Genomic DNA, 26,276 nt, shown 5'->3' with positions numbered 1-26,276 from the left:
TGTTGAATTCCAGTCCTTTATATCGATCTTCGCGTCTTGCAAGTTCGGAAGCCGGGCAGGGTATCATGGTGTTGTTGAGGTCGGGTGTCGCTTTGGCGCTCGTTGGATGTATGGGACTGGCCGCTTGCTCAAGCTGGTCCGTCGACCCTCCACCTCCGACCTATGCCGTTCGTAGCGCCACCGTCGTGGCCGACAAGGTCTTGCCGCCAGTCTCGCCGGCGCTGATTGCCGCCGTCAACAACAAGGTGAATGCCGCTATCGCGGCAACGACCTATAGCGCGCAACTCCCGCCCGTCATACTCACCATTCGGCTGACCGATGTTCGCAACGCTCGCGGGTTCAATCGCGACCGCAGCAGTGCCAAGATCAACATAGATGCCGCCGGAATTGACGGCGGCCCGGTCATCGCCATGGCGTCTTTCGACGTAAAGACAACCGCACCCGACCCGGCGACTGTCGACGAGCTGATGGCGGAAGATATTGCCGCTCGCGTCCGCTCCATATTTTCGCTGACCATGCCGCGGCTGGCAAACTGAACCTGCGGGTTCAAACCATGCCTGGGCCATGCTAAGCCCAGGCAGTGAAGGAGAGAGGGCCGCATGAAGGAAATCCTGCAGGAACTGGAACGTCGCCGCGAGATCGCAAGGCTGGGGGGCGGGCAAGCGCGCATAGATGCGCAGCATGCGCGTGGCAAGCTGACGGCGCGCGAGCGCATCGACATTTTTCTCGACGAAGGCTCCTTCGAGGAATTCGATATGTTCGTCGAGCATCGCTCGACCGATTTCGGCATGGAAAAGAGCAAATTCGCCGGCGATGGCGTGGTGACGGGCTGGGGCACGGTCAACGGTCGAACGGTTTTCATTTTTGCCAAGGATTTCACGGTCTTCGGTGGGTCTCTTTCTGAGGCACATGCGGAAAAGATCACCAAAGTGCAGGATATGGCGCTGAAGAACCGCGCGCCGATCATCGGCATCTACGATGCCGGTGGCGCCCGCATTCAGGAGGGTGTCGCAGCGCTTGGCGGTTATGCCGAGGTGTTTCAGCGCAATGTGCTGGCTTCCGGCGTCATCCCGCAGATTTCCGTCATCATGGGGCCTTGCGCCGGCGGCGACGTCTATTCGCCAGCCATGACCGATTTTATCTTCATGGTGCGCGATACCTCCTACATGTTCGTCACCGGGCCGGATGTGGTAAAAACCGTCACCAACGAGACCGTGACATCGGAGCAGCTAGGCGGCGCCGCGGTGCACACCATGAAATCGTCCATCGCCGACGGTGCCTATGAAAATGATGTCGACACGCTTCTCCAGGTGCGCCGCCTTATCGATTTCCTGCCGCAATCGAATACGGCCGCTCTTCCCGAGATCGAATCTTATCAATCGGTGACCGAGCCCGATACATCGCTCGACACATTGATCCCAGCCAACGCCAACAAGCCCTACGACATCAAGGAACTGATCCTGAAGGTGGCGGACGAGGGCGACTTCTTCGAAATCCAGGAAAGCTTCGCCAAGAACATCGTCTGCGGTTTCGGCCGCATCGAGGGCGCGACCGTCGGCTTTGTCGCCAATCAGCCGATGGTCCTTGCCGGCGTGCTCGACAGCGACGCCTCGCGAAAGGCCGCCCGTTTCGTGCGCTTCTGTGACTGCTTCAATATCCCGATCGTGACCTTCGTCGATGTGCCTGGCTTCCTTCCGGGGACGGCGCAGGAATATGGTGGCTTGATCAAGCATGGCGCCAAGCTGCTCTTCGCCTATGCCGAGGCGACCGTGCCGAAGCTGACAGTGATCACCCGCAAGGCATTTGGAGGCGCTTATGACGTCATGGCCTCGAAGCACCTGCGTGGCGATCTGAATTATGCCTGGCCGACGGCGCAGATTGCCGTCATGGGGGCCAAGGGCGCGGTTGAGATCATCTTCCGCAAGGACATCGCCGATCCGGAGAAGATCGCGGCGCATACGAAGATGTACGAGGATCGCTTCCTGTCACCGTTCGTTGCTGCAGAACGTGGCTATATCGACGAAGTGATCATGCCGCGCTCGACCCGCAGACGGTTGGCGCAGGGGCTGCGGATGCTGCGCAACAAGGATCTGACCAATCCCTGGAAAAAGCACGACAACATTCCGTTATGAATCTGTGACAACACGCCACGGATTTGACACGGAAAATTGATTGGACGTCAGAAGCCGTGTTTTCCCGTTCAAGCGCGTCCACTCTATTGCTTCCTCGTGGGGGAGTTAAAACTGGAGTCTAAAATGGCGCTTTCCGATCGGCTGAATCAATATCAGCCCTATGCTCTTACTGTGTTGCGTATCGTCACCGGCGTTCTGTTTATCGAACACGGCTTGCAAAAGCTCTTCGGCTTTCCGCCCGGCGGGCAGTTTCCGAGTCCGTTGCCGACCCTGATTCTTGTTCAGGGTATCCTTGAAGTTGTTGGCGGACTGGCCACGATCGTCGGCTTCTTTACGCGTCCGGTCGCCTTCATTCTCTGCGGCAACATGGCCGTCGCTTATTTCATGGCGCATTATCCGAAGAACTTCTTCCCGGCCAATAACGGCGGTGACGCAGCAATCCTCTACTGCTTCATCTTCCTGTTCCTGGTCTTCGCTGGCCCCGGTCTGCTGGCGATCGACAACAACAGGAAGTAATCCATTTATTCGGCGGGTTGGTGTACGGGCCCGCCGAATAAATCCGTCTCTCGCGTGTTGACGTTCAGTCGGCGAAACGAGAGCACCTTTGACGGTATCTCCTTCGCGTTCCCCTTCGAACGGAGATACCCAATGTCATTGTCAAAGCGTTTGTCGATTTATCAGCCTGCCGCCCTCACGGCTTTACGACTTATGACTGCGTTGCTGTTCATCGAGCATGGCACGCAAAAGCTCTTCGGCTTTCCCACAGCGCCCTATGCGATCACGACGCTCTTCTTCGTGGCCGGGCTTATCGAGCTGATCGGCGGCATCCTCATCCTTCTCGGTCTCTTCACTCGGCCTGTCGCCTTTCTCCTTAGCTGAGAGATGGCGATTGCCTATTTCATGGTGCATATGCCGATGAATTTCTTCCCGGCCAACAACCAGGGAGACGGCGCCATTCTGTTCTGTTTCATCTTTTTATTTCTGGTGTTTGCCGGCCCTGGATGCTGGGCGCTGGACAATCGCCAGCGCCGATGACCCCGTCAGGCCGCCAGCTTGAGGCCGGCGATGCCTGCGACGATCAAGCCGATGCAAAGCAATCGAACCAAGGTCGCGGGGTCCCCCAGCAACCATATGCCCAGGAGAACAGTGCCAACGGTGCCGATGCCGGTCCATACGGCGTAGGCCGTGCCCATCGGCAGCGTCTTGACCGCAAGGCCGAGCAGAACAACACTGATGATCATCGAGATGACGGTCAGAACCGTCGACATCGGCCGCGTGAAGCCATCGGTATATTTCAGGCCGACAGCCCAACCCACTTCGAACAGGCCTGCAAGGAAAAGCAGGAACCAAGCCATTTTACGCTCCTTCGTTAAGAGCGAGGCCGTCCCCGCGATGTCTACGGCCGGTTTTGGGCGCCGGCCGCCGCAGTCGTCTGCGTATTTTCTATATGCCTTCGTCGCCCGCGGATTTCAAGCGGCTCCTGCCATCCTTGCGTTTACAGCCGCTCGGCATGCCACTTCAGGTGATCGTCCATGAAGCTGGAAATGAAATAATAGGAATGGTCATAGCGCTCGTGCATCCGCAGCGTCAGACCGATATCTGTGCCTTTGATGACTTCGTGGAACAGCCACGGCTTCAAGCCACTCTCAAGGAAGTTGTCAGCTTTGCCCTGGTCGATGAGAAATTCGGGGAAGCGGGCACCGTCCTCGACAAGTGCGCAGGCGTCATAGTTGCGCCATGCTGCCTTGTCGCTGCCGAGATATTTCTCCAGCGCAGGCGCGGACCAATCGGCCGTTGACGGTTGGACGATCGGAGCGAAGGCCGAGCAGCTTTTGAAGCGATCGGGATTTTTCAATGCGATCGTCATGGCGCCATGACCGCCCATGGAATGGCCGAAAATTCCCTGACGGCTCATGTCGGCGCGGAATTGCTTTGATATGATCGCAGGCAGCTCTTCGATGATGTAGCTGTACATCCGATAGTTTTCAGCCCAGGGCGCTTGGGTGGCGTCGAGATAGAAGCCGGCGCCCTTGCCCATTTGCCAATTGGTCAGCTCGTCGGGAACATCATTGCCGCGCGGGCTGGTATCCGGGCAGACGATGATCAGGCCGAGTTCGGCCGCCATGCGGCGATATTCACCTTTCTCCATCACATTGGCATGGGTGCAGGTGAGGCCGGAAAGATACCAGAGAACCGGCCGAGGCTCCTTGATCGCCTGCGGCGGCACGAAAACGGCAAAGGTCATCTCGCATTTGCAGGCTTCGGATTCGTGCGAGAAGACACCTTGCATGCCGCCGAACGCGGTGTTCTGAGAAATGATGTTCACGGCTGGCCTCCAGGCGTCTGTTGGGTTTTTGAACGCCGGCAGAGCCGGTCGAAGGTTTCGAGAAAGGTGGAGCGGTCTCGCGGCGAGAAGGCGGCGTTGTAGCCCTTGCTTTCGCCCGTTTCGCGAAGATGTGCGCCGAGGTCGCGCATGGCCGTTGCCATGCCGATATTGGTCTTGTCGAAGATACGGCCGGTCGGCCCTGTCACCAACGCCCCGGCAGCAACGCAGCGGCCCGCAAGCGGCACGTCGGCGGTGACGACGATATCGCCTGCACCAGCATGTTCTGCAATCCAGTTATCGGCAGCATCGAAAGCATTGGAGACGATGACGTTGTGCACCATGGGGTCTCGCGACGGCCGCAATCCGGAATTGGCGACAAAGGTCACCTCGATGCCGTGGCGTTCGGCAACCTTCAGGATCTCCGGCTTGACCGGGCAAGCGTCGGCATCGACATAGATCATAATATCAAATCTTTTCAGTTATATGCGGCGCATGTTTCATGCGCCGCATACGCGCGCGATCAATAGATGACGACGCCTCGGACACTTTTGCCGGAATGCATGAGTTCGAAGCCCTTGTTGATGTCTTCGAGCGGCATGGTGTGGGTGATCATCGGATCGATCTGGATTTTGCCTTCCATGTACCAGTCGACGATCTTCGGAACATCGGTGCGGCCACGGGCACCGCCGAAGGCCGTCCCCATCCATGAGCGGCCCGTTACCAGCTGGAACGGACGCGTCGAGATCTCCTGGCCGGCGCCGGCAACGCCGATGACGACGGACTTGCCCCAGCCGCGATGGCTTGCTTCCAGCGCCTGGCGCATCACCTTGGTGTTGCCCGTGCAGTCGAAGGTATAGTCGGCGCCACCGATCTGATCGGCTCCGCGCTTCGTCATGTTGACGAGGTAGGGCACGATATCGTCGCCGACTTCCTTCGGATTGACGAAGTGCGTCATGCCGAAGCGCTCGCCCCAGGCCTTCTTGTCATTGTTGAGATCGACACCGATGATCATGTCGGCACCGGCAAGCTTCAGACCCTGGATGACGTTGAGGCCGATACCGCCGAGACCGAAGACGATTGCGGTTGCGCCCATCTCCACCTTGGCGGTGTTGATGACGGCGCCGATGCCTGTCGTCACGCCGCAGCCGATATAGCAGATCTTGTCGAAGGGAGCGTCAGGATTGACCTTGGCAACGGCAATCTCCGGCAGCACGGTGTAGTTGGCGAAGGTCGAGCAGCCCATATAGTGATGGATCTTGTCCTTGCCGATCGAGAAGCGTGAGGTGCCGTCCGGCATCACACCCTGGCCCTGGGTCGAGCGGATCGCCGTGCACAGGTTGGTCTTGCGCGATAGGCACGAGGGGCATTCGCGGCACTCGGGCGTATAGAGCGGAATGACGTGATCGCCCTTCTTCACCGAGGTGACACCCTGTCCGACATCGACGACGATGCCGGCACCTTCATGGCCGAGGATAGCGGGGAACAGGCCCTCGGGATCGGCACCCGACAGGGTGAAATCATCGGTGTGGCAGAGACCGGTCGCCTTGACCTCGATCAGTACCTCACCAGCCCTTGGCCCCTCAAGCTGAACCGTCATCACCTCAAGCGGCTTGCCAGCCTGAACCGCGACTGCTGCTCTTACGTCCATGGTTTCATCCCTTCCTGCTATGATTTGATCAAGGCGACATTGCCACGGGCGCGCTTGATGACTCAAGCCAAAATCAGACACTTAGCGTCGCAATTATCATGTTTCAGCGGAGCCGTTGCCACGCTGTTCCTGTGAAACGACTGAAGCCCGTCAGTCTCTGAATCAGGCGAATTCCATGATCACGGCGTCGACTGCGAGGCTCTCGCCCGGCTTGGCGTTGATCTTGCCGACGACAAGATCCCGTTCAGCGCGCAGGACGTTTTCCATCTTCATCGCTTCGACTATGGCCAGCGTTTCGCCCGCCTTCACTTCCTGTCCCTCGGCAACGGCAATTGCAACGACGAGGCCGGGCATGGGGCAGAGCAGGAGCTTCGACGTATCCGGAGGCAGCTTGACGGGCATCAGTTTGTCGAACTCGGCCTGACGCGGCGTAAATACCTTCGTTCTGACGGAAATGCCCTGCCAGTCGATGCGCAGGCCGTTCAATACGGTCCGGATCTGAGCCGTCAGCTTGCGATCGCCAATGGTGCCGACCCACACGGCGTCGCCAGGACGCCAATCGGTCGACACGGTTAGGGTCTTGCTACCGATCTGCATGTCCATTTCAAGCGGAATGGTCACGACACCTTCAAGGAGTGTGACCGGCAGATAATCCCCGCCGATCCTGACGATCCAGTTTTCGCGCAAGGGACTCGCGGCAGGGCGCAGTCGATCGGCGTAACGCTCGCGGCGATTGGATTCTATCAGGCTGCAAGACAGGGCGATGGCGGCCAGCAGAGCAGTCTGTTCCTCATCCGGCGTTACCGGCGCGAAGCCCTCCGGATATTCTTCGGCGATAAAGCCGGTCGAAAGCCGACCCTCGCGCCAGCGCGGATGCTTCATCAGTGCGGAGAGGAACGGCATGTTATGCTCGATGCCATCGACGACGAAACCGTCAAGAGCTTCCCCCATGGCCTCAATCGCATCGAGCCTCGTCGGCGCCCAGGTGCAGAGCTTGGCGATCATCGGATCGTAATACATGGAGATTTCCGCGCCTTCGAATACGCCGGTGTCATTGCGCACCACCGTTTTGTCCGTCCTGCCTTCGCGTGGAGGACGGTAGCGGGTCAGGCGGCCGATCGACGGCAGGAAATTGCGGTAGGGATCTTCCGCATAGAGGCGGCTTTCGACCGCCCAGCCGTTGAGCTTGATATCCGCCTGCTTGAACGGCAGCTTCTCGTTGGCGGCAACCCGGATCATCTGCTCGACGAGATCGATACCTGTCACGAGCTCGGTCACCGGGTGCTCGACCTGTAGGCGCGTGTTCATTTCGAGGAAATAGAAGTTCCGGTCTCGATCGACGATGAATTCGACCGTACCGGCGCTTTGATAATCGACTGCCTTGGCGAGCGCTACGGACTGCTCGCCCATGGCTTTGCGCGTTGCCTCGTCAAGGAAAGGCGAGGGAGCCTCTTCCACGACCTTTTGGTTCCGTCGCTGGATGGAGCATTCCCGCTCGCCGAGATAGACGACGTTGCCATGAGCATCCGCCAGCACCTGGATTTCGATATGCCGGGGGTCGACGACGAACTTCTCGATAAAGACGCGGTCGTCGCCGAAGGAGCTCTTCGCCTCCGAACGGGCGCGCTCGAAGCCGTCGCGCACTTCGTCCTTGCTCCAGGCGATGCGCATGCCCTTGCCGCCGCCACCGGCGGAAGCCTTGATCATGACGGGATAGCCGATCTCGCCTGCAATCTGTTCGGCATGGTCGGCGTCATCGATGATGCCGAGATGGCCGGGAACGGTGGAGACCTTGGCGGCATTGGCGAATTTCTTCGATTCGATCTTGTCGCCCATGGCTTCGATCGCCTTCGGCTTCGGGCCGATGAAGACGATGCCTTCCTTTTCCAGCGCCGCGCAGAAGGAGGCGCGCTCGGAAAGGAAGCCATAACCGGGATGAACCGCCTCGGCGCCGGTCTCTTTGCAGGCGGCGATGATCTTGTCGGCGACGAGATAGCTTTCGGAGGCGGGTGCGGGACCGATATGCACCGATTCATCTGCCATTTCGACATGCAGGGCATCCCGATCAGCATCGGAATAGACGGCGACCGTGAGGATACCCATACGGCGCGCGGTCTTGATCACGCGGCAGGCGATCTCGCCGCGATTGGCGATCAGGATTTTCTTGAACATGCAATCTCCGCCCAATACGTCTTCCGTGTCAGTGTTTTAGCCACAAACGACATCACCGGTCCATGCGCAAGATGGGTGTTCAGGCGGATTTTGCCGATCGCGACTGCACGCGTTCGCGCCAGATGATGAAAAGTCCGGAACTGACGATGATGGCAATGCCGATCCATTTGGAGAGATTGGGAAAATCTCCGAAGATCGCATAGCCCAGGATCGTGGCCGAGATAATCTCGAAATACTGAAAAGGTGCAAGCAAGGATAAGGGCGCCAATCGGAAAGCGCGAACGACAAGCATGTGCACATAGCCCGAGATCGAGCCCAGGATCAGCAGAAGCACAAGACCTAGGCTGGAGGCTGGTAGCGAAGGCTCAAAATCGCCGACGCCGGACCATGCTCCGGCGATGAGGGCCAATGTCATGAAGAGTGTGCCGCCGGCGCCGGCCATGATCTGCATCGTCAATGGCGAGTCGGCCTCGCCGACTGCACGGTTCATGAAGAGGTAGACCGCGTAGAGAAATGCGCAGGCAACGGGCAGGAGTGCCTTCAGGCCGAAAATCTCGAAGCTCGGCTGGATGACGATCATCGCTCCGCCGAAACCGATGGCGATCGCAAGCCAACGGCGCCATCCGACCTTGTCACCGAGAAACAGGGCCGACAGTGCCGTCAGCATGAAGGGCTCGACGAAATAGATCGCAAAGACATCGGCGAGCGGCATGTATTTGACCGCGGCAAAAAACAGCAGACTCGCTGCGCCGTGCAGGGCGCCCCGCAGAAGATTGAGCCAAGGGCGCTTTGCCGAGAATGCCGCTCGGCCCGAGACCGTGGCCAGCAAGGGCAGCATGCACACCAGCTGAAAGAAGAAGCGATAGAAGGTCACCTGTCCCGGCGACATGCCTTCGAAGCTCGCCATATATTTGGCGATCGCGTCCATCATCGGCAGCATGATCATGGAGCTTGCCATGATCGTCATGCCTTGAAGCGTATTCTGTTTTTCGGGAGCGACGGGAGCGGTGGACATGACGGACATCAAACACAGGAACGACAGGCGATCAAGAAGCGATCACATACAAGTCCGGGAACGGCAAGACCTTGATGAAGCGAGGGCCATCGACTTTTCCATTTGGGACAGATCATGGTGGCGAGATGACGCCCTTAGACCTATCTGTGTCTTTTGAAACGGTTAAAACATACAGGCGTCGGATATTTCAGGCGCGACCAGGAAAGGGGATCTCATCCATGTTCAAGAGCGAACAAGAGACGACCATTTTTGCGGATGAGGGTGGCGACACTTTGGGCGGGCGGATGTCGATGGCCCGCGATGCGGCCGGCATAAGCCTTGAGGCGCTTGCAAGCCAGCTCGGCGTTAGCGAGGAGACCATGCTTGCCTGGGAATCCGATCGCTCGGAACCGATGCCATCGGCGCTGGTCAAGATGTCCGCCTTGTTTGGCGTTTCCCCGGCATGGCTGATGACGGGAACAGGCGACGGCCCCGGCGAGGATAGCGACGAGCGGGTGCTTGCCGCCGTGCGAAACGAGCTCTCCCGCCTTCAGGCAGCCTATCAGGAAATCGGCCGGCTGATCGAAGCAACCACGCGTCAGGTCGAACGGCTCGATCATCAGATCCAGTTGCGCAATGTCAGCAAGGATGTGGCGCATTAGGCGTTGCGGGCCGAAAATCAAACTATCGCTAATTGAAAAATGCGTCTAAAAAGTTGTAGCGCTATCTTGGGGGCAAGGATAGCGCTCAGCATATGGGGGCATAATGCTATCGCGAATCTATACGTCGATCCGACAGCTGTTCGGGGGAACAGCTCGTGGCACACTGGCATCGGATCTTTCACCGTCACTTGTTACACCGAGTTGGATCAACCCCTATCAAAGTCGGGGGCGACGGCTGCGCAAACATATCAGCCAAACGACCAAGGTTCTCGAAATCGGCCCGCTGGCCCGACCACTCGCACCGAAGAGCAAGGGTTTCAATGCCTTTACAGTCGATAAGATGGATCGTGCCGGCTTGCTGCGGCAATATGCTTATGCCGGCTACGATCCGGACAGCATCGAGGACGTGGATTTCGTTTGGAGTTCCGGTGATCTAGCCGATTCAGTTTCTGAGGAGCATCACGGAACCTTCGAGGTCATTATTCTCAGCCATGTCCTTGAACATCTGCCAAACCCGATCGGGTTTCTGAACAGTTGCGCGCGCTTACTCAAGCCCGGCGGTTACGTGACTTTGGCACTGCCGGATAAGCGGCATTGCTTCGATCTTTTCAGGCCAATCACGACAATAGGGCAATGGTTGTCAGCATTCAGACAGAATCCCGCCTTTCACAACGATGTGGTGCTTTTTGATTATGCGACGCTGGCGGCCGCCAAATGCGCGGAGCTTGCCTGGAGCGACCCAAAGCATAAGGTGCGCGATCTGACCTTCCTGAATATGAGCCTTGAAGACGCGCATGCACGCTATTTTGCCGATCACGTCCATACGCCAAACAATTATGAGGATTGCCACGCTTCGGTGTTCACCCCGGCCAGCTTTGCCTTGTTGGCGCAGGAGTGCCATGCGATCGGAGTAAGCCGTCTTGCACTGGATTTTGTATCGACGACGCGAGAACATGAATTCTTCGCTCATCTTCGCCTCGTCGACCGCAAGCCGATCAGCCATCACGATCGGATGCAGCTATTGGCGTTGTCAGCAAGAGAGCAAGGACGTGGTTTTCGGAAGGTCAGGATCGCTCGTCCTTCATTTGTCAGATACGTTGCGAAGGGATTGAAGAACCGCTTCAGCGATCTGGTTTCGTCCTAAAGGAGCGCTGTGGCGACTTTTCCCGTAAGAAGCTGCTTGAGTGTCTCATACATTCGAGTGGGCGCGCAGATTCAATCAGATCTGTCGTGTCGCTCGGATGTCATGCATCCACAGTTCATGTATTTATTGGATGGCGTCTTGAGGACGGCAATGGGCAAGTGGTGTCCCGCGCCTGGTCTCGTGCTGAGACATATTCATTTTCATTCTCAAGGCATTGTTTAAAAACAAAAAACCCGGCCTAAGCCGGGTTCTTGGTGCGGTCGAGAAGACTCGAACTTCCACGGGTTGCCCCACAGCGACCTCAACGCTGCGCGTCTACCAATTCCGCCACGACCGCATCGTGGTAGGCGCCGAATTGCTCCGGCGCGGCTGCATGTAGCAAAAGCATTCGGGGGGCACAAGAGCGATATGTCAGTTTTTTTAAATTCCTTCACAGGGCCTTCGATTGCGACGCCACGAATGCGGTGGAAACGCCTTAGATGTTTGAATTCGCGCCCGAATAGCGCCATATGTGGATAATCCGTCAGCGCGCAGGATTTCCACATGTGCGGCCGGCGGCGCGTAAAGGACTGCCATATGCTTCGTACAGAACTTTCTCACCAGATGCTTCCCGCCCAAGGCACGCCACCCGTTCGCTGGCGCATCAGCGATCACCTTGTCCCCTATGAAGAAGCCGTTGCCACCATGGAAGCGGAGGTGGCGGCCATCGCCGAGGGGCAAGCGCCGGAGCTCGTCTGGCTGGTTGAGCATCCGCCGCTTTATACAGCGGGAACGAGCGCGAATTCCGCCGATCTCATCGAGCCGGATCGATTCCCCGTTTTCGCGACGGGACGCGGTGGCGAATACACTTATCATGGGCCGGGGCAGCGTGTTGCCTATGTCATGCTTGACCTCAAGTGTCGTCGGCAGGATATCCGCGCCTTCGTCGGCGCGCTCGAGGAAGTCATCATTCGCACGCTCGATTCGATGAATGTGCGTGGCGAGCGAAGGGAAGATCGCGTCGGCGTCTGGGTGCGGCGCCCGGAAAAGCCGCTCCTGCCCGATGGCGGCATGACCGAAGACAAGATCGCAGCCCTGGGCATCCGCGTGCGCAAATGGGTGACGTTTCACGGGCTTTCTTTGAATGTCGATCCCGACCTCGGCCACTTTACCGGGATCGTTCCGTGTGGGATCTCGGCTTATGGTGTGACGAGCCTTGTCGATCTTGGCCTGCCTGTCATGATGACGGATGTCGATATTCGCCTGCGCGACGCATTTGAGGAAGTCTTCGGCCAGACCGTCAACGACGCTTAAGCGCTGGCTCAAGCTCCGTGGTTGTCGGCGTCGGCTAAGTCAGCGCGCGCAAAAATGCGGTGCAGTCGCAGGTCGTGTCTGCGGCCGCGGGCATTACTCGAAATCATGCGGTTACAGAATCGATTCTTCTGCACGTTCTTCGGCAGGCAATTCGCTCTGCGTCGGCGTATCGCGCTTGAATTCACCTAAGCGCTCCAGCTCGACTTCCGCTTTAAGGAGATCGTGCAGCTTCTGGTCACTCAGGATATTATCGCGATTGTTATGCGAGGTCATGCCGGTAGCTCCTTGACCTCTGCAGGCGAGAGTATGTCAGCTCTCTCAGCCGCCGGCGCCTACGGGTTCGGGTGGCCAGCGGTAAATTCAATCTACGCTGATGATGAGGGCTTGGCGAATCATTTCCAAGCGCCTGACTGAAAACATGAAGTGACATGCGCCATGAGTGCTGAAGCCAATCCTGGCGCAATCTCCAGTGCCATCTGACCTCTGCTTCAAAAAAGAAAAATGCCCTGGAAGGGAGAGCATCCAGGGCATAGAGAGGGGAACTGCCTCTAAGAGTGTAGGGCGGTAAAAACACACTTCAAGGCTTAAGAGCTACAGTCTCCTTGTCGACCTGCATGTCGTGCCGGTTCGTATATCGAGAAAGCGTGATCGTCACGGAACGATTGCGCGGTTCGGTTGGCTTTCAGGGCTGGTCCGGCGATGCTAGCGTTTTGCGACGATAAGGAGTCCCAGGTCCTTGTCGCGATGAAGCATCCATGGAGAATAACAGAGATGAGAGCGGTTATCGGCGCAAAAAGATACCGTGGGGTTGGCAGCAGGCTATCGTTGGTTCTGGCGTTGGCGTTGGCCATTACACCCACCATGGCGCAAGCCCAAACAGCGACCAAACCGGATGCAGGCAATTCCGCATCAAGCTTCAGCTACCGGCGCGCCGATCTCGGCAGTGGCTACTCTACCTCCAGCATCCTGAAGCTGCCGAATAATTCGTCCTATTTCGTCACGTGCAATTGTGATGATCGCACTTTGCAGGACAATACGTGCCCGACGCCGTCCTATGCCTGCACCTGCGTGCCGCACGCCTATCTGATGTGTCAGTAGCAAGGGCAGGGATCCCGTTACGGTATAAGTCTTCACAGACATCATTCGAGGTCACGACTATGGCAGCGTGATGAGCGTGTCATATCGGGACTTTGTCGGATGTCTTATGGGCTGAAACCGGCATGCAGCGCCCTGCCATCACAGATTGCTTTTCAGGTTAAGTCGCTCTTTCCGATAGCTATTTTCGTACAGTTTGCGTTCATGTTCGACCGCATATGGTGTCATCCGTCGCCCCGAAATCGCGTGTCGATTGACAATCGAAGGGGACGATACGATTAATAGTTTCGACATTCGTCATAGAGCGGAGGAAATGCCAATGACAAGTCGTGCCATTCTGTTGATGTCTTTTGCGTCTCTTGCAGTTGTAGGCTCGATGGGCCTCGCTTCTTCAGCTTCAGCACTCACGATGAAAGAGTGCAGCGCCAAATATCAGGCTGCCAAGACTGCCGGCACCCTGAACGGCCAGAAGTGGAACGACTTCCGCGCGACGCAGTGCAGCGCCGACGCCAGCGCAACCACGACGACCGCTCCGGCTGCAACTGCACCGGCTGCCACGACCCCGGCGAAGACAGCGAAGACCACCGCTGCAGCCAAGGTTGATGCCGAAGAGCCGGACTCCACGAAGCCGCCGGCAAAGGAACCGGCAAAGCCGACGACTGCTGCGCCGGCCGGCGTAACCTTCCCGGCAAAGGTTGATGCGAAATATGCCAGCGAAACGCCCGGCAAGGGCCGCTTCCACACCTGCGTCGACGCTTACAATTCGGCCAAGGCCAGCAATTCGCTCGGCGGCCTGAAGTGGATCCAGAAGGGCGGCGGCTACTACAGCCTCTGCAACTCCAAGCTCAAGGGCTGATTATTTCACTGAATGATCTGAAACGGGCGCCCGATGGGCGCCCGTTTTGATTCAGGCGGCGTGCCGCGCCTTTTCCCATTTCTTCACCAAGCGATCGCGCTTGAGCTTGGAAAGACGCTGTAGCCAGAAGATGCCATCGAGCTGATCGATTTCGTGCTGAATGCAGATGGCCAGGAAATCCTCGGCAACTTCTTCATGCACCACACCCTCAATATCCTGGTAGCGAAACCGGATAGATTTCGGCCTGACGATCTCTTCCGTCAATCCCGGCATGGAGACGCTGCCTTCCATGTGTTGCATTGTTTCTTCCGATGACTCGATAAGCTCGGGGTTTATATAGGTGCGCACGCCATTTTCACGATCGAGCTCGATGACAACGACGCGCTTGAGAACACCGATATGCGGGCCGGTGATGCCGACGCCAGGTGCCGCGCGCATCGTGTCGAGAAGGTCCGTTACGAGCGCGCGCAGCTCATCGTCGAATGCGGTGACGGGTGTGCAGGGCGTTCGAAGCAGTGCATCGGGAAAACGTATGATCGGGCGAACTGGCACGTGACGGGCTTCCTGTGAAACGACTTGCGATGGATCTATCGACACATGGAAAGGCCGATACGATCTTCGATTGATATAGCAGATTCCCGCGCTATCCACTTGTTGACAATGAGTTTCGCCTTCCGCATGAACGGCTGGATTGCCAGAATGGTGTTGGCTTTGCCAAGTAACCAAATCCGATGCGTCGGCGATGTCCATCGACGCTACGAAGTGTCAGCAAAACGCGCTCATCAACAAAAATTGACTATTACGTAAAAGTCAATATTATGATCGACCATCAGATAGGGGCGGATTCTTGGTCGACGGATATTATAGCATAACCGAGCTTACTCGGGAATTCGGGGTTTCGACCCGGACGTTGCGATTCTACGAGGACGAGGGTCTTATCCATCCCGAGCGTCGCGGGCGCACGCGCCTGTTTCGACCGGCAGACCGGCGGCTGATCCAGGAAATCCTGCGCGGTCGCCGCATCGGCTTCACCATCGCTGAAATCCGCGAAATCATCCAGGTTTACAAAGAACCTCCAGGCGAAATCGGCCAGCTCAAGCTGCTGATGAAGCGCGTGGACGAAAAGCGCGATGAGCTGCGCCAGAAGCGCAAGGACATTGAGGACACGTTGAGCGAACTCGATAACGTCGAGGAAGCCTGTCTTGGTCGGCTTGCAGAAATTGGCGTGGGAACGTAATCGTCCGCATTTCCGCATGAAGTGACTGAAATTCCGCCTTAATTCATGCCTGCGTGCCTGTAGAACCCGAATTTCATTGGGTTGATCACCGTGGCTGCACGACGTTTCCTTGCCATTTTTATAGGCGTGACGGCGATTTTTCCGCACGTCGGCGCCGGTTGTGCCGCAGGCGTGGCGCAGCCCAGGATTGCAGTCGCTTATGCGTTATCGCTTGATGATTAGGACCCTATATCTGGTCAAGTCGATTACCAGATCGATGTCTCCTGCGAGCTTCTCGATGAGAGAAGCTCCGACGTGCAGCTCAGCATCACCATCGGCTCCGTTCAACGTCTCTCCGGCGCGGTTAATGTCAATTGTCGCGAACCGGGTTGCTCTTTTTTGAGCGGGAAGACATCAGCCCGACTGGAAACGATGTCAGGCGTTGAGAATGGCCGCCATATGGATCTCTACCGTGGTCGGGAAGATTCGGTCTCCACGAATTTGGTCTATTTGAAAAGAACCCGAATCGGTCGGATTCTGTTGCTGTTCGGGAGCCGATAGACTGCGGCTGCGATAGCCATATCATTGCGCTTGCTCTGTGCATTGTATCGCGATTCGATTTACCCGTTCATCGCTGCCCGCTTTGATGGCGCCTGATTCCAAGGGCGTGAAGAGGTTTTGTTCCTGCAATTTATCCAGGGTGCATTGGCAGAAACTGCGGCACATGGTTTCCCCGCCGGATTGCGTGCAGGCCGCGACGCATTCCTTGATATAACCGACCTTGGGATCGGGTTGCGGCGCCGGCGCTACGACTGAGAGGAGATAGACAAGGCCAAACAGCAACGGTTGATGGATGAGATAGAACGCCAGGCTATGGCGACCGGCGCGAGCGATCACGTTCCGCCCCGGCCCGAATTTCGCCAGTCGAGGAAGTATGTTCAGGGAGATTGCCAGTTGCGCCACGCCAAGCCCGAACAGAAATGGTGTCAGCCAGGGAAACAAGGGCACATAGTCGTTGGATTGCTGCGGGGTGACCGACAGCCCCACCCACCAGAGCCATGGCGTGTCGAATGCCGCCGAATGTAGCGAAAATGGCGCGATCACATTGTCGACGACGATGCCAGCCGCCAGCAGGACGGCGATCAGCAGGGTTGCGAAGGCGGGAAGTCGGAGGAATAGCAGGCCAATAATGCTTGCAGCGGCAATAGAGTGCAGAATCCCGAAATAGATCCATCCCTGACCGATCAGGAAATAAGTGACGACGGAGATCGCGACCGCAGCGATCACGATCATGCCCAGGCGCCGCAGGTATGGCCGCCAGCGAATCTCCGGCGTGTTGGCAAGGACGAGACTGAAGCCGGCCAGGAACAGGAAGGTGCTGGCAATGGTTCTCGCGTAGAGCTTCAGCCAGCCCGTTTCGGCCGTACCGGAATCGAGATAGCCGAAATATTCAAAATCCCAGGTGCAATGGTAGCTTGCCATCGCCAGCAGAGCGATGCCGCGGGCCGTATCAAGAATGCCGATGCGTGGCATTTTTTGCGGTGCATCGGCACTCTCGGCGATAGCGGCCATGGGCAAGTCCTTCCAGGCGTGAATTCAAATCGAGGCGCCCGGCCGAGCCGGCGCGGCCTTGTCATGGCACATCGATATCCATGATGGCCAGACGGGCGTCGGAAAAAAACTGCCGGCGGATCAGGACCACGATGATGAAAATCGTCGTGATCATGAAGACATAGGGACTGAGGAACCAGCCGAGATAGCCGATCGACAGGAAGATGGCGCGCAGGCCGGCGTTGAAATTGCGGGCGGCAATGATGTTCATGCGCACGACGCGTTCCGCAGCATGCTCGGCTGCCCGAGGATCGAGCAGGACTTCGTCCCGCATCGGCAATGACCCGAACAGAATGGTGCAATAATTGAACAGACGATAAGCCCAGCCGAATTTGAAGAAGGCGTAGCCGAAGAGACAGGCAAGTCCTGCCACCTTGATCTCGAACGCGGTGCGGCCGCCATTGAAGACGAAGGGCAGGTCGGAGAAAAAGGCGTTCACCTTGTCGGTGGCCCCGAGCAGTGCAAAGCAGCTGCCGATCGCGAAGATCGAGGTGGAGGCGAAAAAGCCCGTTCCGTTCTGCAGGCCGGAGAGGATTTGCGTATCGATCATCTTCAGGTCGCGGCGCAGCGAATTATAGATCCATTCGCGGCGGCGCTCGTTCATCGCCAGCGTCAGGCTGGTGCGATTGAAAAAGTGAGCGCTGCTGGTGATCCAGTTAAGCGCGATCCAGAGAACGATAAAAAGGGCGAGGGCGACATAGTCGGCAGTCGTCATTAACGCAGATTCCCCCAGATCAATCCCGAATCGACTCTAGCGTAGCTCCGGCGGTGTGCAATGCCCTTCTGTTTGTCTCGCCGGATGCCTATATGTAATGTCGCTGCCATGAAATCCGATGTCGGTCGATCGCCGTGCAAGGTTGCCCCGATAGCGTAGCCTTCCCACCAATCGATTTGCCGAGGAGGCACTAAAGGTCCATGTTTCTTTCCGTTTTCGATGTTTTCAAGATCGGTGTGGGACCGTCCAGTTCGCACACCATGGGTCCCATGTCGGCTGCGAATCGCTTCCTGGACCTGCTCCTGTCGAATGAATGGCCGCGCCCGTCATCGAACGTGCACGTGACATCAATCAAAGTCAGTTTGCACGGCTCGCTCGCCCATACGGGCATTGGCCATGGCACGGGCAGGGCCGTTATTCTCGGGTTGATGGGAGAGCGGCCCGACAGCGTCGATCCTGACCGGATGGATGCCATCATCGATGAGGTCGAGCGTAGCGGGCGGATTACGCCCCCTGGCCATCCCGCTTACGAATTCCAGCCGAAGAACGATCTTATCTTCGACAAGAAAGTGCCGCTGCCAGGCCATGCGAACGGCATGAGCTTTGCCGCCTTCGACAAGGACGAGCGCCTGCTCGTCAAGCGCATCTATTATTCAGTGGGCGGCGGCTTCGTCGTGACCGACACTGAACTCGAGCAAATGAAGGCCGACAGGAAGAAGCCCGCCGCGGCCGGGGAGCGCATTCCGTTCCCATTTGCGACCGCCAAGCAGATGCTCGACATGGCCGAGCGTTCCGGTCTCTCGATCGCGCAGATGAAGCGCGCCAACGAGGAGACCCGCATGAGCGCCGAAGAGCTGGATGCCGGCCTCGACCGCATCTGGGCCGCGATGAGCAGCTGCATCGACCGTGGTCTCAAGGTCGACGGCATCATGCCGGGCGGATTGAAGGTCCGCAGGCGTGCGCGCGCTATCCATGACAAGCTGCAGGAGGAGTGGCGCAGCAATCGTATCAATCCGCTGCTCGCCAACGACTGGCTGAGTGTCTATGCCATGGCTGTCAACGAAGAGAATGCGGCCGGCGGTCGCGTCGTGACGGCGCCGACCAATGGCGCGGCTGGCGTTATTCCTGCGACCATCCGTTACTATCAGCATTTCCATGAGGATTGGGATCAGGACGGCATCCGCAATTATCTGCTGACGGCTGCGGCCGTCGGCGGCATCATCAAGCACAATGCCTCGATCTCCGGCGCCGAGGTCGGCTGTCAGGGCGAGGTGGGTTCGGCGGCGGCGATGGCCGCTGCGGGGCTTGCTGCTGTGATGGGCGCCTCGCCCGAGCAGATCGAAAATGCCGCGGAAATCGCCTTGGAACACCATCTCGGCATGACGTGCGATCCGGTCGCGGGTCTCGTGCAGGTTCCGTGCATCGAGCGCAACGCTCTTGGTTCCGTCAAGGCGGTCACAGCCGCCTCGCTCGCCATGAAGGGCGATGGCCAGCATTTCGTACCGCTCGACGCCTGCATCGAAACCATGCGGCAGACGGGCTATGACATGAGCGAGAAATACAAGGAAACCTCGACGGGTGGTCTTGCCGTGAATGTTGTCGAATGCTGAGTGTGGTCGTCTGATCGGCCGAGGTTTATTCTCACGCGGTGATCGGCGTTGTTAAAGGGACGCCGATCGTGCGGCTGGTGAGGAGCATGGCCTGCAACTGCTCCATTTGGTCGCTGCCTGGTCCGTTATCGGAGTTGGTCACTCTGTGAACGATTACCGATCGAATAGCCGGGAAGACCATGACGTACTGATAGCCCATACCCGAAGCCCAGTAGAATCGCATTTCTTCCCGAGCGTGCTGCTTCGAAGTCGCCGTCGATCGTATGATGTATCGACCCGTCCACCAGCTGTAGCCAAAGCCGGCGCCGCGCCCCAGATCGGTATAGGGTGTGACGCTCCGGTCGATCCAGTTCTGCGGAATGAGCTGAACTCCATCCCAGCGTCCGGAATTCATAAATAGCAGCCCGATACGCGCCAGATCTCGCGCCGACATTCTGATCTTGTAGGCAGGATGGACGGATTGGGGAATCGTCTTGAAATAAAAATGCTCTGCCTGGAAATCCTGCAGCCGCAGCGGCTGGGCGATACGACGCGTAAAATCTTCCGCAATCGGAATCCCGGTCAGGCATTCCAGGATGACGCCAAGAACGTTGAAGCTCCAATTGTTGTAGAACCATTGCTCGCCTGGGCGATGAATGCCGCGCGCCGGCATTGGTGTAGCCTGGTGTGCTGCGGCGTGATAGATCCCCGATCGCGATGTGAGGAGATCCGCGACGGTCGCCTGCTTCTCCATGGAGGTCAAAGCCGGCTCGCAATCATCGATGCCGAGATCGGCGAGCGTCGCGTTCAAATCGATCGTTCCCTCGGCTTCATGGATGCCGATCAACGCACTCAGGAGGCTCTTGCGCATCGAGGCAATGCCGGTGACATCCGCGACTCTTCCCCAGGCGCTGACGACCACTCCATCCTGCACGATCATGATGGCCGAGGAGCCAATGGAGGATGCAAACTCGTAGGCATTCGCCAAGGCGGTTTGAGACCAGCCGAGATCGCCTGCTTCCCTCGCTGTCGTCCATTCGTCGGCGGGACAATTGACCACATACGTCATCGACATCTCCGAGAATCGGTCTTTCTGTCGACAGTATGATATCGAGTTTGTGGATGTCGGCAGCGAAAAGCTTGACGCTGCCAGCCAAAAGGAATTCAACGGCAGGATGGCTTTGCATCTCATCAAATTGTGCGTCGGCGCGGATTCCATTGATGATCTGCGCGAGTGGGTTTCCGAAAGGGCGATGAACGCCATCGCTGCAGGTCTGGAGCCGCATACCACGCATACGACACGCATGGTGCCGAAACGCGTCGACGATCTTCTGGACGGCGGTTCGCTGTATTGGGTGATCAAAGGGCAGGTTCAGGCGCGACAGAAATTGCTCGATATCGAGACCTTCACCGATGCGGAAGGAATTCAGCGCTGCCGGCTTATCCTGGATCCTAGCGTTATCGAAACGGCCGGCCAGCCTCGCAGGCCTTTCCAGGGATGGCGTTATTTGCCGCAGGAAGATATTCCGCGCGATCTCGATAGCCTCGGTGCGGTGGCCGAGATGCCGGCTGATTTGCGGCGCGAGCTTTCGGAACTCGGCCTGCTGTAGTCCGGCAGACGCGGCGAGCTTTTTCAGAACCTGCGGGATTCAGGAAAAAGCTGCATCTCTCGTTTTTCATGTTGTCTAGAGCGGGAAACGGCAACGCCGTTTCCCGCTATTGCTTTAGCGAAGACGCATCATGATCGGCGCGCGGCCTTCCGGCGCGGTGATATGCAGATGGATATGCGCTTCCGGTTGCGAATAACGCCAGGCGCGTGCACCGTGACACAACAGGACGCCAATCAAATCTTTGGTTTTATTGCGCGATCGCGAGCGGCTGAGACCCAGATCCGCCAGCCGCATTGCGGCTTCATGTAGCGGATGAAGAGCGAAGCTCTTCTGTTTCATCTTGCCCCCGCCGTCGAGCGAGAAACCGGGAAAGTTCTCGTTCATTGCCATTTCAAGTCCCCGTACACGTTACAAACTCAGGGCCGGCCCGATGACATTCGGAACCGGAGGGCCAGGCATCCTCATGGAAACCTGACCGATCTTCAAACTATGCGGCATCAAAGCGCCGCATTTACTCCATGCTTGCCCAGCACTTTACGCCGGCACGCTTGAGAGCCTTACAGGCATTGACTGCCGAATTCTGGTCTTCGAAACCGCCGAACCGGGCGCGATACCCGCCATCGAAGGCAACGGTATAAGGCTTGGCCGAACGCAGCGCCTTGCCGCCCTTTGTCTTGGCCGCGTCGAGAAGGTCGCTGGCGCCGTCCTTGCTGGCGGAAATGCCGATCTGCACAACCCAACCGGTGATGTCCCGCTCGGCTTTGCCTGCCTTGGCAACCTTCTCGGTCTTTTCCGCCTTCTCGGCGCGCTGCAGTTTGACGACCTTCGTGTCTGCCTTCGACGTCGAGGCGGTGGTCACGGTATCGACCTCATCCTCATCAGCGGCGTCCGATGGCGAAATGGATGCAACTTCGTCCGAGGCGGGGCGCTGAACCGGCTTTGCGGCCAGAAGCGGATTGGCCGATCTGCTCGGCGTTATCGCCGCGAAAGCCGCAGCGCTGCTTGGTTGCTGCGGCTCAATCGCTGCCGCCGTTTCGTCATTTCGGACCTTCGCGCGGCTGACGTCGGCAAATCGAGCGCTTGCGGCCTGCGGATTGGGCGCGGTGACCGGGGCTTGCGCGATGACATCGGTCGAAATGTGCCTGGTCGACGCCTGAGGAAGATACTCAGCAATCAGCTTGCGCATCTGGTTGTCGCGAGCAGGGGTCGAAGCACCGCCCAGAACGACACCGACGATCGAGCGTCCGTCAACCTTGACCGAGGTCGCCAGATTGTATCCGGCAGCGCGGGTGTAACCAGTCTTGATGCCGTCGACACCGCGAACCGAGCCGATCAGATGGTTGTGGCCCGGGATGACACGATTGCCGAGCTTGAAGCTCGTTTCCGAGAAGAAGCCGTAATATTGCGGAAAGTGCTCGCGAAGGGCAATGCCGAGACGGGCCTGGTCACGCGCCGTCGTCATCTGCGCAGTGTTCGGCAGGCCGTTCGGATTGCGATAGGTCGTGCGCGTCATGCCAAGAGCACGCGCCTTGTCGTTCATTATCCGGGCGAAATTCTCTTCCGAGCCGCCGAGCATTTCGCCCAGCGCCATGGCAGCGTCGTTGGCCGATTTGGTGACGATGCCAAGGATCGCTTCGCGCACGGTGACCGAGCGGCCGGTGCCAATGCCAAGCTTTGTCGGCGCCTGGCCGGCTGCATTCCTGGAAAATACGACAGGTGTATCGAGAGTGATGCGTCCAGCCTCAAGCGCCTCGAAGGTCAAATAGACCGTCATCATCTTGGTCAGCGACGCCGGATAATGAAGCGTGTCGGCATTTTCGCTGTAGAGAACATTGCCCGTATTGGCATCGATAACGATGCCGGCATATTTCGAGCCACTGGCTGCATTCGCGTCGAAGCTGACGGTAATCGTCGCGGCTGCGATCGTGAAACCGAGAAACGCTTTCGCCAGAATCTTGCCGGATTGAGACGACGATACGGAAAGGGTTGATCTGGACACTAAATCACTCTCTGCTTGCATTAACATTCTCGATTATCCGGCCGCCGCCTCCATGAACGCCCGTTGCGCGGAGACTAAAGGCTTAGCGTTACCAATCGGTTTATGATGAACAGTTGGTTTCGGGTTTTTGCGCCATTTTAGCGACCACCAACAGCCGGGGTCGCAGAATTTGCGCTGTTCACAAGGCGGGCAGCGATGAAATCACGGACGACTTTGTCCATGGCGCGCCAATCGCCGAGTTGGCTGCTGGAAAAGCGATAAAGCACACTCAGGTCCTTGCCGACCTTGATGTCTCTTTGACAGTCGCCGCTTGTTGCCTGGGCGGGCGAGGAGGGCAGGATGCAGCGTACAACATAGTCCTGCTCGCCGGCCCTCGGTGCGGTCAGGAGAATTTCATCATTGTAACCGGCGTCTGCGCGCAGGCGGTGCGCGGTGAGCCCATAGGGACCGTTGTAAGGCGCGCCATCCATGATGTGCGAATAGATCGGCCCAAGTCGGCCCGACATGTCATGGGACATCGTGCTTTGGCTGAGTTGCAGGAAAATAAGCGAAGACGATTGGGAAATGTCGTCGAAGCGCAGGCGATCGGCTTCGCTGTATCCCTGCATCTGCGGCCATGTGAGATAGAGATCGACACGCTCTGCCGATCCATCCACCCTCTCGCTCGGGAAGCGGACGGTGTTTGCTGCCAGGCGCAGACTATCATCACCAATCGTCACGGATACTGCTTTGGTGTCTGTCGTATGTCCGCTCAGTGAAATCCGCTCACCGAGCCAATGGCCTCCAACCGAAATGGCGACGGTGAGGGCGGCCAGAGCAGCAACGCCGGTCGTCAACCGATAGATGATGCTGCCCGATATCAGCGGCCGCTCGTCGAGCATCGAAGCAGATGACGGAGAAGAAACCATGCCCTTGCCTTCATTTCCCTTCCGCGCTCGAAAACCATCGTCAATTCGATCGATGAATGCTTCGATGCGGCGTCAGACTTTGATGAGTCTTGTCTGAGAAATAATTGGCGCCATGATGGTTAATGAAGATTTAAAAATATGTCGGCAGCCATGCTATCTGTTGGCTGATCCGGGAAGTTTTCGTCACATTGCCCCAAACGGGCCTTCACAACGAAAAGAGCCGTTCCCGGGACAGTGGGAACGGCTCAGAGGCACCGGCCTGGACGAAATCAGGGGACAAGACCGGGCCTCTGATCTTGATCGCCGGCGCTAGGTCGTCGACGATCCGGTAGAGCGTGTTATTTCAGGCTGCCGACTGCGACGGCGCGGCCGTCCTGGATCTTGACCCAGCGAGCAGGATCATCTGCAGACTGGCGCTTCAGGAAGGTGTATTCCGTCTCGGACCAGAGCTTCACCTTGTTGCGCATGTTGTCGAGAATGAAATCGCCACGATCGGTACGAACCGTAAGAACGGCATGGCCTTCGCCATTCGGCTGCAAGACGACGGTCATCAGCAGGTCGGACGGCGAGAAGCCTGCGTCGATCAGCTGCTTGCGCTTCAAGAGAGCGAAATCTTCGCAGTCGCCGGCCGTTGTCGGGATGGCCCACTTTTCTTCGACGCCATAGAGCTCCATGTCGGTCATCGGCTTGATCGTCGTGTTGACCGTATAGTTGATCTTGAGGATCGTCTTCCAGCTATCCTGCGTCAGAATGGCCGGACCGGCATCGCCGCCGGCGAAAGCGCATTCCCGCGGGTTCTCCTTGCAGAACTCGTAATGGCCGATCGGGGGAGCAGCGTCACCCGTGATCGTCATGTTGGCGGGCGTTGCCTGAGCAAGACCGAAGAAGCCGAAGGTGGCAAGCGCCAGTGCGGCGCAGCCGCGAAGTACGAAGTGAAAGTTCATGTCCCTGTCCCTGCTTTTTTGTTGGGATCAGAATGACACGCATGATTTTATCCGACGCAAAATTACGCAGTCAAATTAAGCACTTAGTTTATTCAAATCTGGATCAAACTTTCATAAAACACGCAGAAAACTTGAATCAGTTTTTCGGCAAATTCGATTAAAATTTGAATGGTTCCGGTATGAGAATTCGCGCGTGGAATCGCGGCAGCGCGCTGTTTTAAAATGTTTTCCGACCAACTGGATTCTTAACGAGGAGCCGCGTTCCGGCACGTTTAAGTGCTTCATGATGGGACAGAGAAGGCGTCCGAAACGAAGGGAACGCCGAGGAGGCGGCCGGAAACATGCGAACCTGTGCCAATTTGGGAAAATCAGCCCAAAAAAAAATTTGATTTTTTATCGAGAAATATTGGCGCGTAGCGCGTCGGTCGCTTGAACTATAGATGCAGCCATTTCCGAAGCTGCGAGCGAATGGGCCGCAGTTGGTACGATGATCAGCTTGGCCGCCGGCCACGCCCGCGACAACTCCCATGCCGTGACAACGGGAGCTTCCAGATCGAGCCGTCCCTGGATCATGGTACAGGGGATGGCGGCAAGCCGATGGAGATCCCGCAGTATCTGGCCGTCTTCCAGCCACGCGCGATGATGAAAATAATGCGTGATGATGCGGGCACGTGCCGTCAGATAATTCGGATCGGACCAGCGCGCCGATAGCGTTGCACGAGGATCGACCAGAATCGACGCGGCTTCCCATCGATGCCAGTCACTTGCCGCTTTTATATGGGTGGCGGGATCGGGATCGAGCAGAAGGCGATAATAAGCGCCGACCAGGTCGCCATTGCGATCCGCCGCTGGAACGGCGGACTGAAACCGCGCCCATTCCTCGGGAAAGAACCGACCAAGCCCGCGATAGAGCCAGTCTATCTCCGGCTGTCTCGTCATGGTGACACCGGCGACCAGCAGGCTTGAAACGCGGTCTGGATGGGCTTGCGCATAAACGAGCGCGAGTGTGCATCCCCACGAATTGCCGAAGACGATCCAGCGCTCAATTTCAAACATCAGCCTCAGCCGCTCGATATCGGCCACCGAATGCCAGGTCGTGTTCGTGGACAGATCGGCGTTCGGCTCCGAGGCGTGCGGAAGGCTGTTGCCGCAGCCGCGCTGGTCGAATTGGATAATCCTGTAATGTTGCGGATCGAAATAGCGCCGTGTTCCTCCCGAGCTGCCGGATCCTGGACCGCCATGCAGGATCAGAACCGGCACGCCTTGCGGATTTCCGGACTGCATCCAGAAGATCTTCTGGCCGTCGCCGACATCCGCTAGGCCTTGATCGAAGGGAACGAAATCCGGGTAGAGCATCTCGCC

At 57.7% G+C, this 26,276-nt stretch carries 27 protein-coding genes, 1 tRNA gene and 1 pseudogene; 12 read left to right on the top strand and 17 right to left on the bottom strand.

Annotation, left to right across the window (positions count from 1 at the left end; translation table 11 throughout):
- Nucleotides 1-65 precede the first annotated feature (65 nt).
- The 4 genes and pseudogenes from HGP17_RS04975 (at nt 66) to HGP17_RS04960 (ending at nt 3,167) form a co-directional block, all read left to right on the top strand.
- Complete coding sequence (locus HGP17_RS04975) at nt 66-536, top strand: hypothetical protein (protein WP_168806446.1); 471 nt, start codon at nt 66-68, stop codon at nt 534-536.
- Between the two features lie 63 nt (nt 537-599).
- Nucleotides 600-2,132, top strand: a complete 1,533-nt coding sequence (locus tag HGP17_RS04970) for an acyl-CoA carboxylase subunit beta (protein WP_168806444.1) — start codon at nt 600-602, stop codon at nt 2,130-2,132.
- Between the two features lie 123 nt (nt 2,133-2,255).
- Entirely contained in the window at nt 2,256-2,648 is a 393-nt protein-coding gene (locus HGP17_RS04965; RefSeq protein ID WP_168806442.1) for a DoxX family protein, read from the top strand.
- Nucleotides 2,649-2,780: 132 nt separating this feature from the next.
- Nucleotides 2,781-3,167 (top strand): annotated as a pseudogene (locus HGP17_RS04960) (DoxX family protein).
- Between the two features lie 5 nt (nt 3,168-3,172).
- Here HGP17_RS04960 and sugE read toward each other — a convergent pair.
- The 6 genes from sugE to HGP17_RS04930 all read right to left on the bottom strand — a co-directional run bounded on the left by sugE (nt 3,173) and on the right by HGP17_RS04930 (nt 9,293).
- Nucleotides 3,173-3,487: a quaternary ammonium compound efflux SMR transporter SugE gene (sugE, locus tag HGP17_RS04955; RefSeq protein WP_168806440.1), complete on the bottom strand. Its 315-nt coding sequence runs from the start codon at nt 3,485-3,487 to the stop codon at nt 3,173-3,175.
- Between the two features lie 140 nt (nt 3,488-3,627).
- Nucleotides 3,628-4,458 (bottom strand): S-formylglutathione hydrolase, encoded by an 831-nt coding sequence (gene fghA / locus HGP17_RS04950; RefSeq protein ID WP_168806438.1) that lies wholly within the window; start codon nt 4,456-4,458, stop codon nt 3,628-3,630.
- A complete protein-coding gene (locus tag HGP17_RS04945; RefSeq protein ID WP_168806436.1) occupies nt 4,455-4,919 on the bottom strand; it encodes a YaiI/YqxD family protein in 465 nt (154 codons plus the stop codon). The genes fghA and HGP17_RS04945 overlap by 4 nt, the downstream gene beginning before the upstream one ends.
- 59 nt (nt 4,920-4,978) lie before the next feature.
- Nucleotides 4,979-6,106 carry an S-(hydroxymethyl)glutathione dehydrogenase/class III alcohol dehydrogenase gene (locus HGP17_RS04940; protein WP_168806434.1) on the bottom strand — a complete coding sequence of 376 codons (1,128 nt, stop codon included), beginning with the start codon at nt 6,104-6,106 and terminating at the stop codon, nt 4,979-4,981.
- Between the two features lie 162 nt (nt 6,107-6,268).
- Nucleotides 6,269-8,278 (bottom strand): acetyl/propionyl/methylcrotonyl-CoA carboxylase subunit alpha, encoded by a 2,010-nt coding sequence (locus HGP17_RS04935; RefSeq protein ID WP_168806431.1) that lies wholly within the window; start codon nt 8,276-8,278, stop codon nt 6,269-6,271.
- Between the two features lie 79 nt (nt 8,279-8,357).
- Nucleotides 8,358-9,293 carry a DMT family transporter gene (locus tag HGP17_RS04930; RefSeq protein ID WP_168806430.1) on the bottom strand — a complete coding sequence of 312 codons (936 nt, stop codon included), beginning with the start codon at nt 9,291-9,293 and terminating at the stop codon, nt 8,358-8,360.
- Between the two features lie 218 nt (nt 9,294-9,511).
- Here HGP17_RS04930 and HGP17_RS04925 point away from each other — a divergent pair, with 218 nt between their 5' ends.
- Together HGP17_RS04925 and HGP17_RS04920 are read left to right on the top strand one after the other, a co-directional pair.
- A complete protein-coding gene (locus tag HGP17_RS04925) occupies nt 9,512-9,934 on the top strand; it encodes a helix-turn-helix transcriptional regulator (RefSeq protein WP_168806428.1) in 423 nt (140 codons plus the stop codon).
- Nucleotides 9,935-10,037: 103 nt separating this feature from the next.
- Nucleotides 10,038-11,078, top strand: a complete 1,041-nt coding sequence (locus HGP17_RS04920) for a methyltransferase domain-containing protein (RefSeq protein WP_168806426.1) — start codon at nt 10,038-10,040, stop codon at nt 11,076-11,078.
- A gap of 252 nt (nt 11,079-11,330) precedes the next feature.
- Here HGP17_RS04920 and HGP17_RS04915 read toward each other — a convergent pair.
- Nucleotides 11,331-11,415 (bottom strand) — tRNA-Leu (locus HGP17_RS04915).
- A 239-nt stretch (nt 11,416-11,654) separates the two neighbouring features.
- Between HGP17_RS04915 and lipB the strand changes: the two genes are divergently transcribed.
- On the top strand, nt 11,655-12,371 hold the full coding sequence (gene lipB, locus HGP17_RS04910; protein ID WP_168806424.1) for a lipoyl(octanoyl) transferase LipB: 717 nt from the start codon (nt 11,655-11,657) through the stop codon (nt 12,369-12,371).
- Between the two features lie 111 nt (nt 12,372-12,482).
- Here the strand turns inward: lipB and HGP17_RS04905 are convergent, their stop codons facing one another.
- Nucleotides 12,483-12,644 carry a hypothetical protein gene (locus HGP17_RS04905; protein WP_168806422.1) on the bottom strand — a complete coding sequence of 54 codons (162 nt, stop codon included), beginning with the start codon at nt 12,642-12,644 and terminating at the stop codon, nt 12,483-12,485.
- A 498-nt stretch (nt 12,645-13,142) separates the two neighbouring features.
- Between HGP17_RS04905 and HGP17_RS04900 the strand changes: the two genes are divergently transcribed.
- Nucleotides 13,143-13,469, top strand: a complete 327-nt coding sequence (locus HGP17_RS04900; RefSeq protein WP_168806420.1) for a hypothetical protein — start codon at nt 13,143-13,145, stop codon at nt 13,467-13,469.
- A 316-nt stretch (nt 13,470-13,785) separates the two neighbouring features.
- Entirely contained in the window at nt 13,786-14,322 is a 537-nt protein-coding gene (locus HGP17_RS04895; protein WP_168806418.1) for a hypothetical protein, read from the top strand.
- 51 nt (nt 14,323-14,373) lie between these two features.
- On the opposite strand, the gene HGP17_RS04890 is transcribed toward HGP17_RS04895, so the two are convergent.
- A complete protein-coding gene (locus HGP17_RS04890; protein WP_168806416.1) occupies nt 14,374-14,874 on the bottom strand; it encodes a peptide deformylase in 501 nt (166 codons plus the stop codon).
- Nucleotides 14,875-15,169: 295 nt separating this feature from the next.
- Between HGP17_RS04890 and HGP17_RS04885 the strand changes: the two genes are divergently transcribed.
- On the top strand, nt 15,170-15,559 hold the full coding sequence (locus HGP17_RS04885) for a MerR family DNA-binding transcriptional regulator (protein ID WP_168806414.1): 390 nt from the start codon (nt 15,170-15,172) through the stop codon (nt 15,557-15,559).
- A gap of 561 nt (nt 15,560-16,120) precedes the next feature.
- Here the strand turns inward: HGP17_RS04885 and HGP17_RS04880 are convergent.
- Nucleotides 16,121-17,110 (bottom strand): DUF1624 domain-containing protein, encoded by a 990-nt coding sequence (locus tag HGP17_RS04880; RefSeq protein ID WP_168806412.1) that lies wholly within the window; start codon nt 17,108-17,110, stop codon nt 16,121-16,123.
- Between the two features lie 61 nt (nt 17,111-17,171).
- Nucleotides 17,172-17,864 carry a DUF599 family protein gene (locus tag HGP17_RS04875; RefSeq protein WP_168806410.1) on the bottom strand — a complete coding sequence of 231 codons (693 nt, stop codon included), beginning with the start codon at nt 17,862-17,864 and terminating at the stop codon, nt 17,172-17,174.
- Nucleotides 17,865-18,064: 200 nt separating this feature from the next.
- Here HGP17_RS04875 and HGP17_RS04870 point away from each other — a divergent pair, with 200 nt between their 5' ends.
- Nucleotides 18,065-19,474, top strand: a complete 1,410-nt coding sequence (locus HGP17_RS04870) for an L-serine ammonia-lyase (protein ID WP_168806408.1) — start codon at nt 18,065-18,067, stop codon at nt 19,472-19,474.
- Nucleotides 19,475-19,505: 31 nt separating this feature from the next.
- Here the strand turns inward: HGP17_RS04870 and HGP17_RS04865 are convergent, their stop codons facing one another.
- On the bottom strand, nt 19,506-20,522 hold the full coding sequence (locus tag HGP17_RS04865) for a serine hydrolase (protein ID WP_168806406.1): 1,017 nt from the start codon (nt 20,520-20,522) through the stop codon (nt 19,506-19,508).
- Between the two features lie 106 nt (nt 20,523-20,628).
- Between HGP17_RS04865 and HGP17_RS04860 the strand changes: the two genes are divergently transcribed.
- A complete protein-coding gene (locus HGP17_RS04860; protein WP_168808095.1) occupies nt 20,629-21,063 on the top strand; it encodes a DUF1489 family protein in 435 nt (144 codons plus the stop codon).
- Between the two features lie 114 nt (nt 21,064-21,177).
- Here HGP17_RS04860 and HGP17_RS04855 read toward each other — a convergent pair whose 3' ends face one another.
- The 5 genes from HGP17_RS04855 to pip form a co-directional block, all read right to left on the bottom strand.
- Nucleotides 21,178-21,453 (bottom strand): hypothetical protein, encoded by a 276-nt coding sequence (locus tag HGP17_RS04855; RefSeq protein ID WP_168806404.1) that lies wholly within the window; start codon nt 21,451-21,453, stop codon nt 21,178-21,180.
- Nucleotides 21,454-21,574: 121 nt separating this feature from the next.
- Nucleotides 21,575-23,083, bottom strand: coding sequence for a D-alanyl-D-alanine carboxypeptidase (locus HGP17_RS04850; RefSeq protein WP_205925865.1), 1,509 nt, complete (start codon nt 23,081-23,083; stop codon nt 21,575-21,577).
- Nucleotides 23,084-23,199: 116 nt separating this feature from the next.
- A complete protein-coding gene (locus tag HGP17_RS04845; RefSeq protein WP_168806402.1) occupies nt 23,200-23,970 on the bottom strand; it encodes a hypothetical protein in 771 nt (256 codons plus the stop codon).
- 338 nt (nt 23,971-24,308) lie between these two features.
- Nucleotides 24,309-24,914, bottom strand: coding sequence for a transglutaminase-like cysteine peptidase (locus tag HGP17_RS04840; RefSeq protein ID WP_168806400.1), 606 nt, complete (start codon nt 24,912-24,914; stop codon nt 24,309-24,311).
- 393 nt (nt 24,915-25,307) lie between these two features.
- Nucleotides 25,308-26,270 carry a prolyl aminopeptidase gene (gene pip / locus HGP17_RS04835; protein ID WP_168808091.1) on the bottom strand — a complete coding sequence of 321 codons (963 nt, stop codon included), beginning with the start codon at nt 26,268-26,270 and terminating at the stop codon, nt 25,308-25,310.
- Between the last annotated feature and the right edge of the window lie 6 nt (nt 26,271-26,276).

This window comes from Rhizobium sp. P38BS-XIX (assembly GCF_012641435.1).
Classification (GTDB): Bacteria; Pseudomonadota; Alphaproteobacteria; order Rhizobiales; family Rhizobiaceae; genus Rhizobium.
The sequence above is the reverse complement of the archived record's forward strand: the minus strand, read 5'-3'. Positions and strand labels throughout refer to the sequence as shown.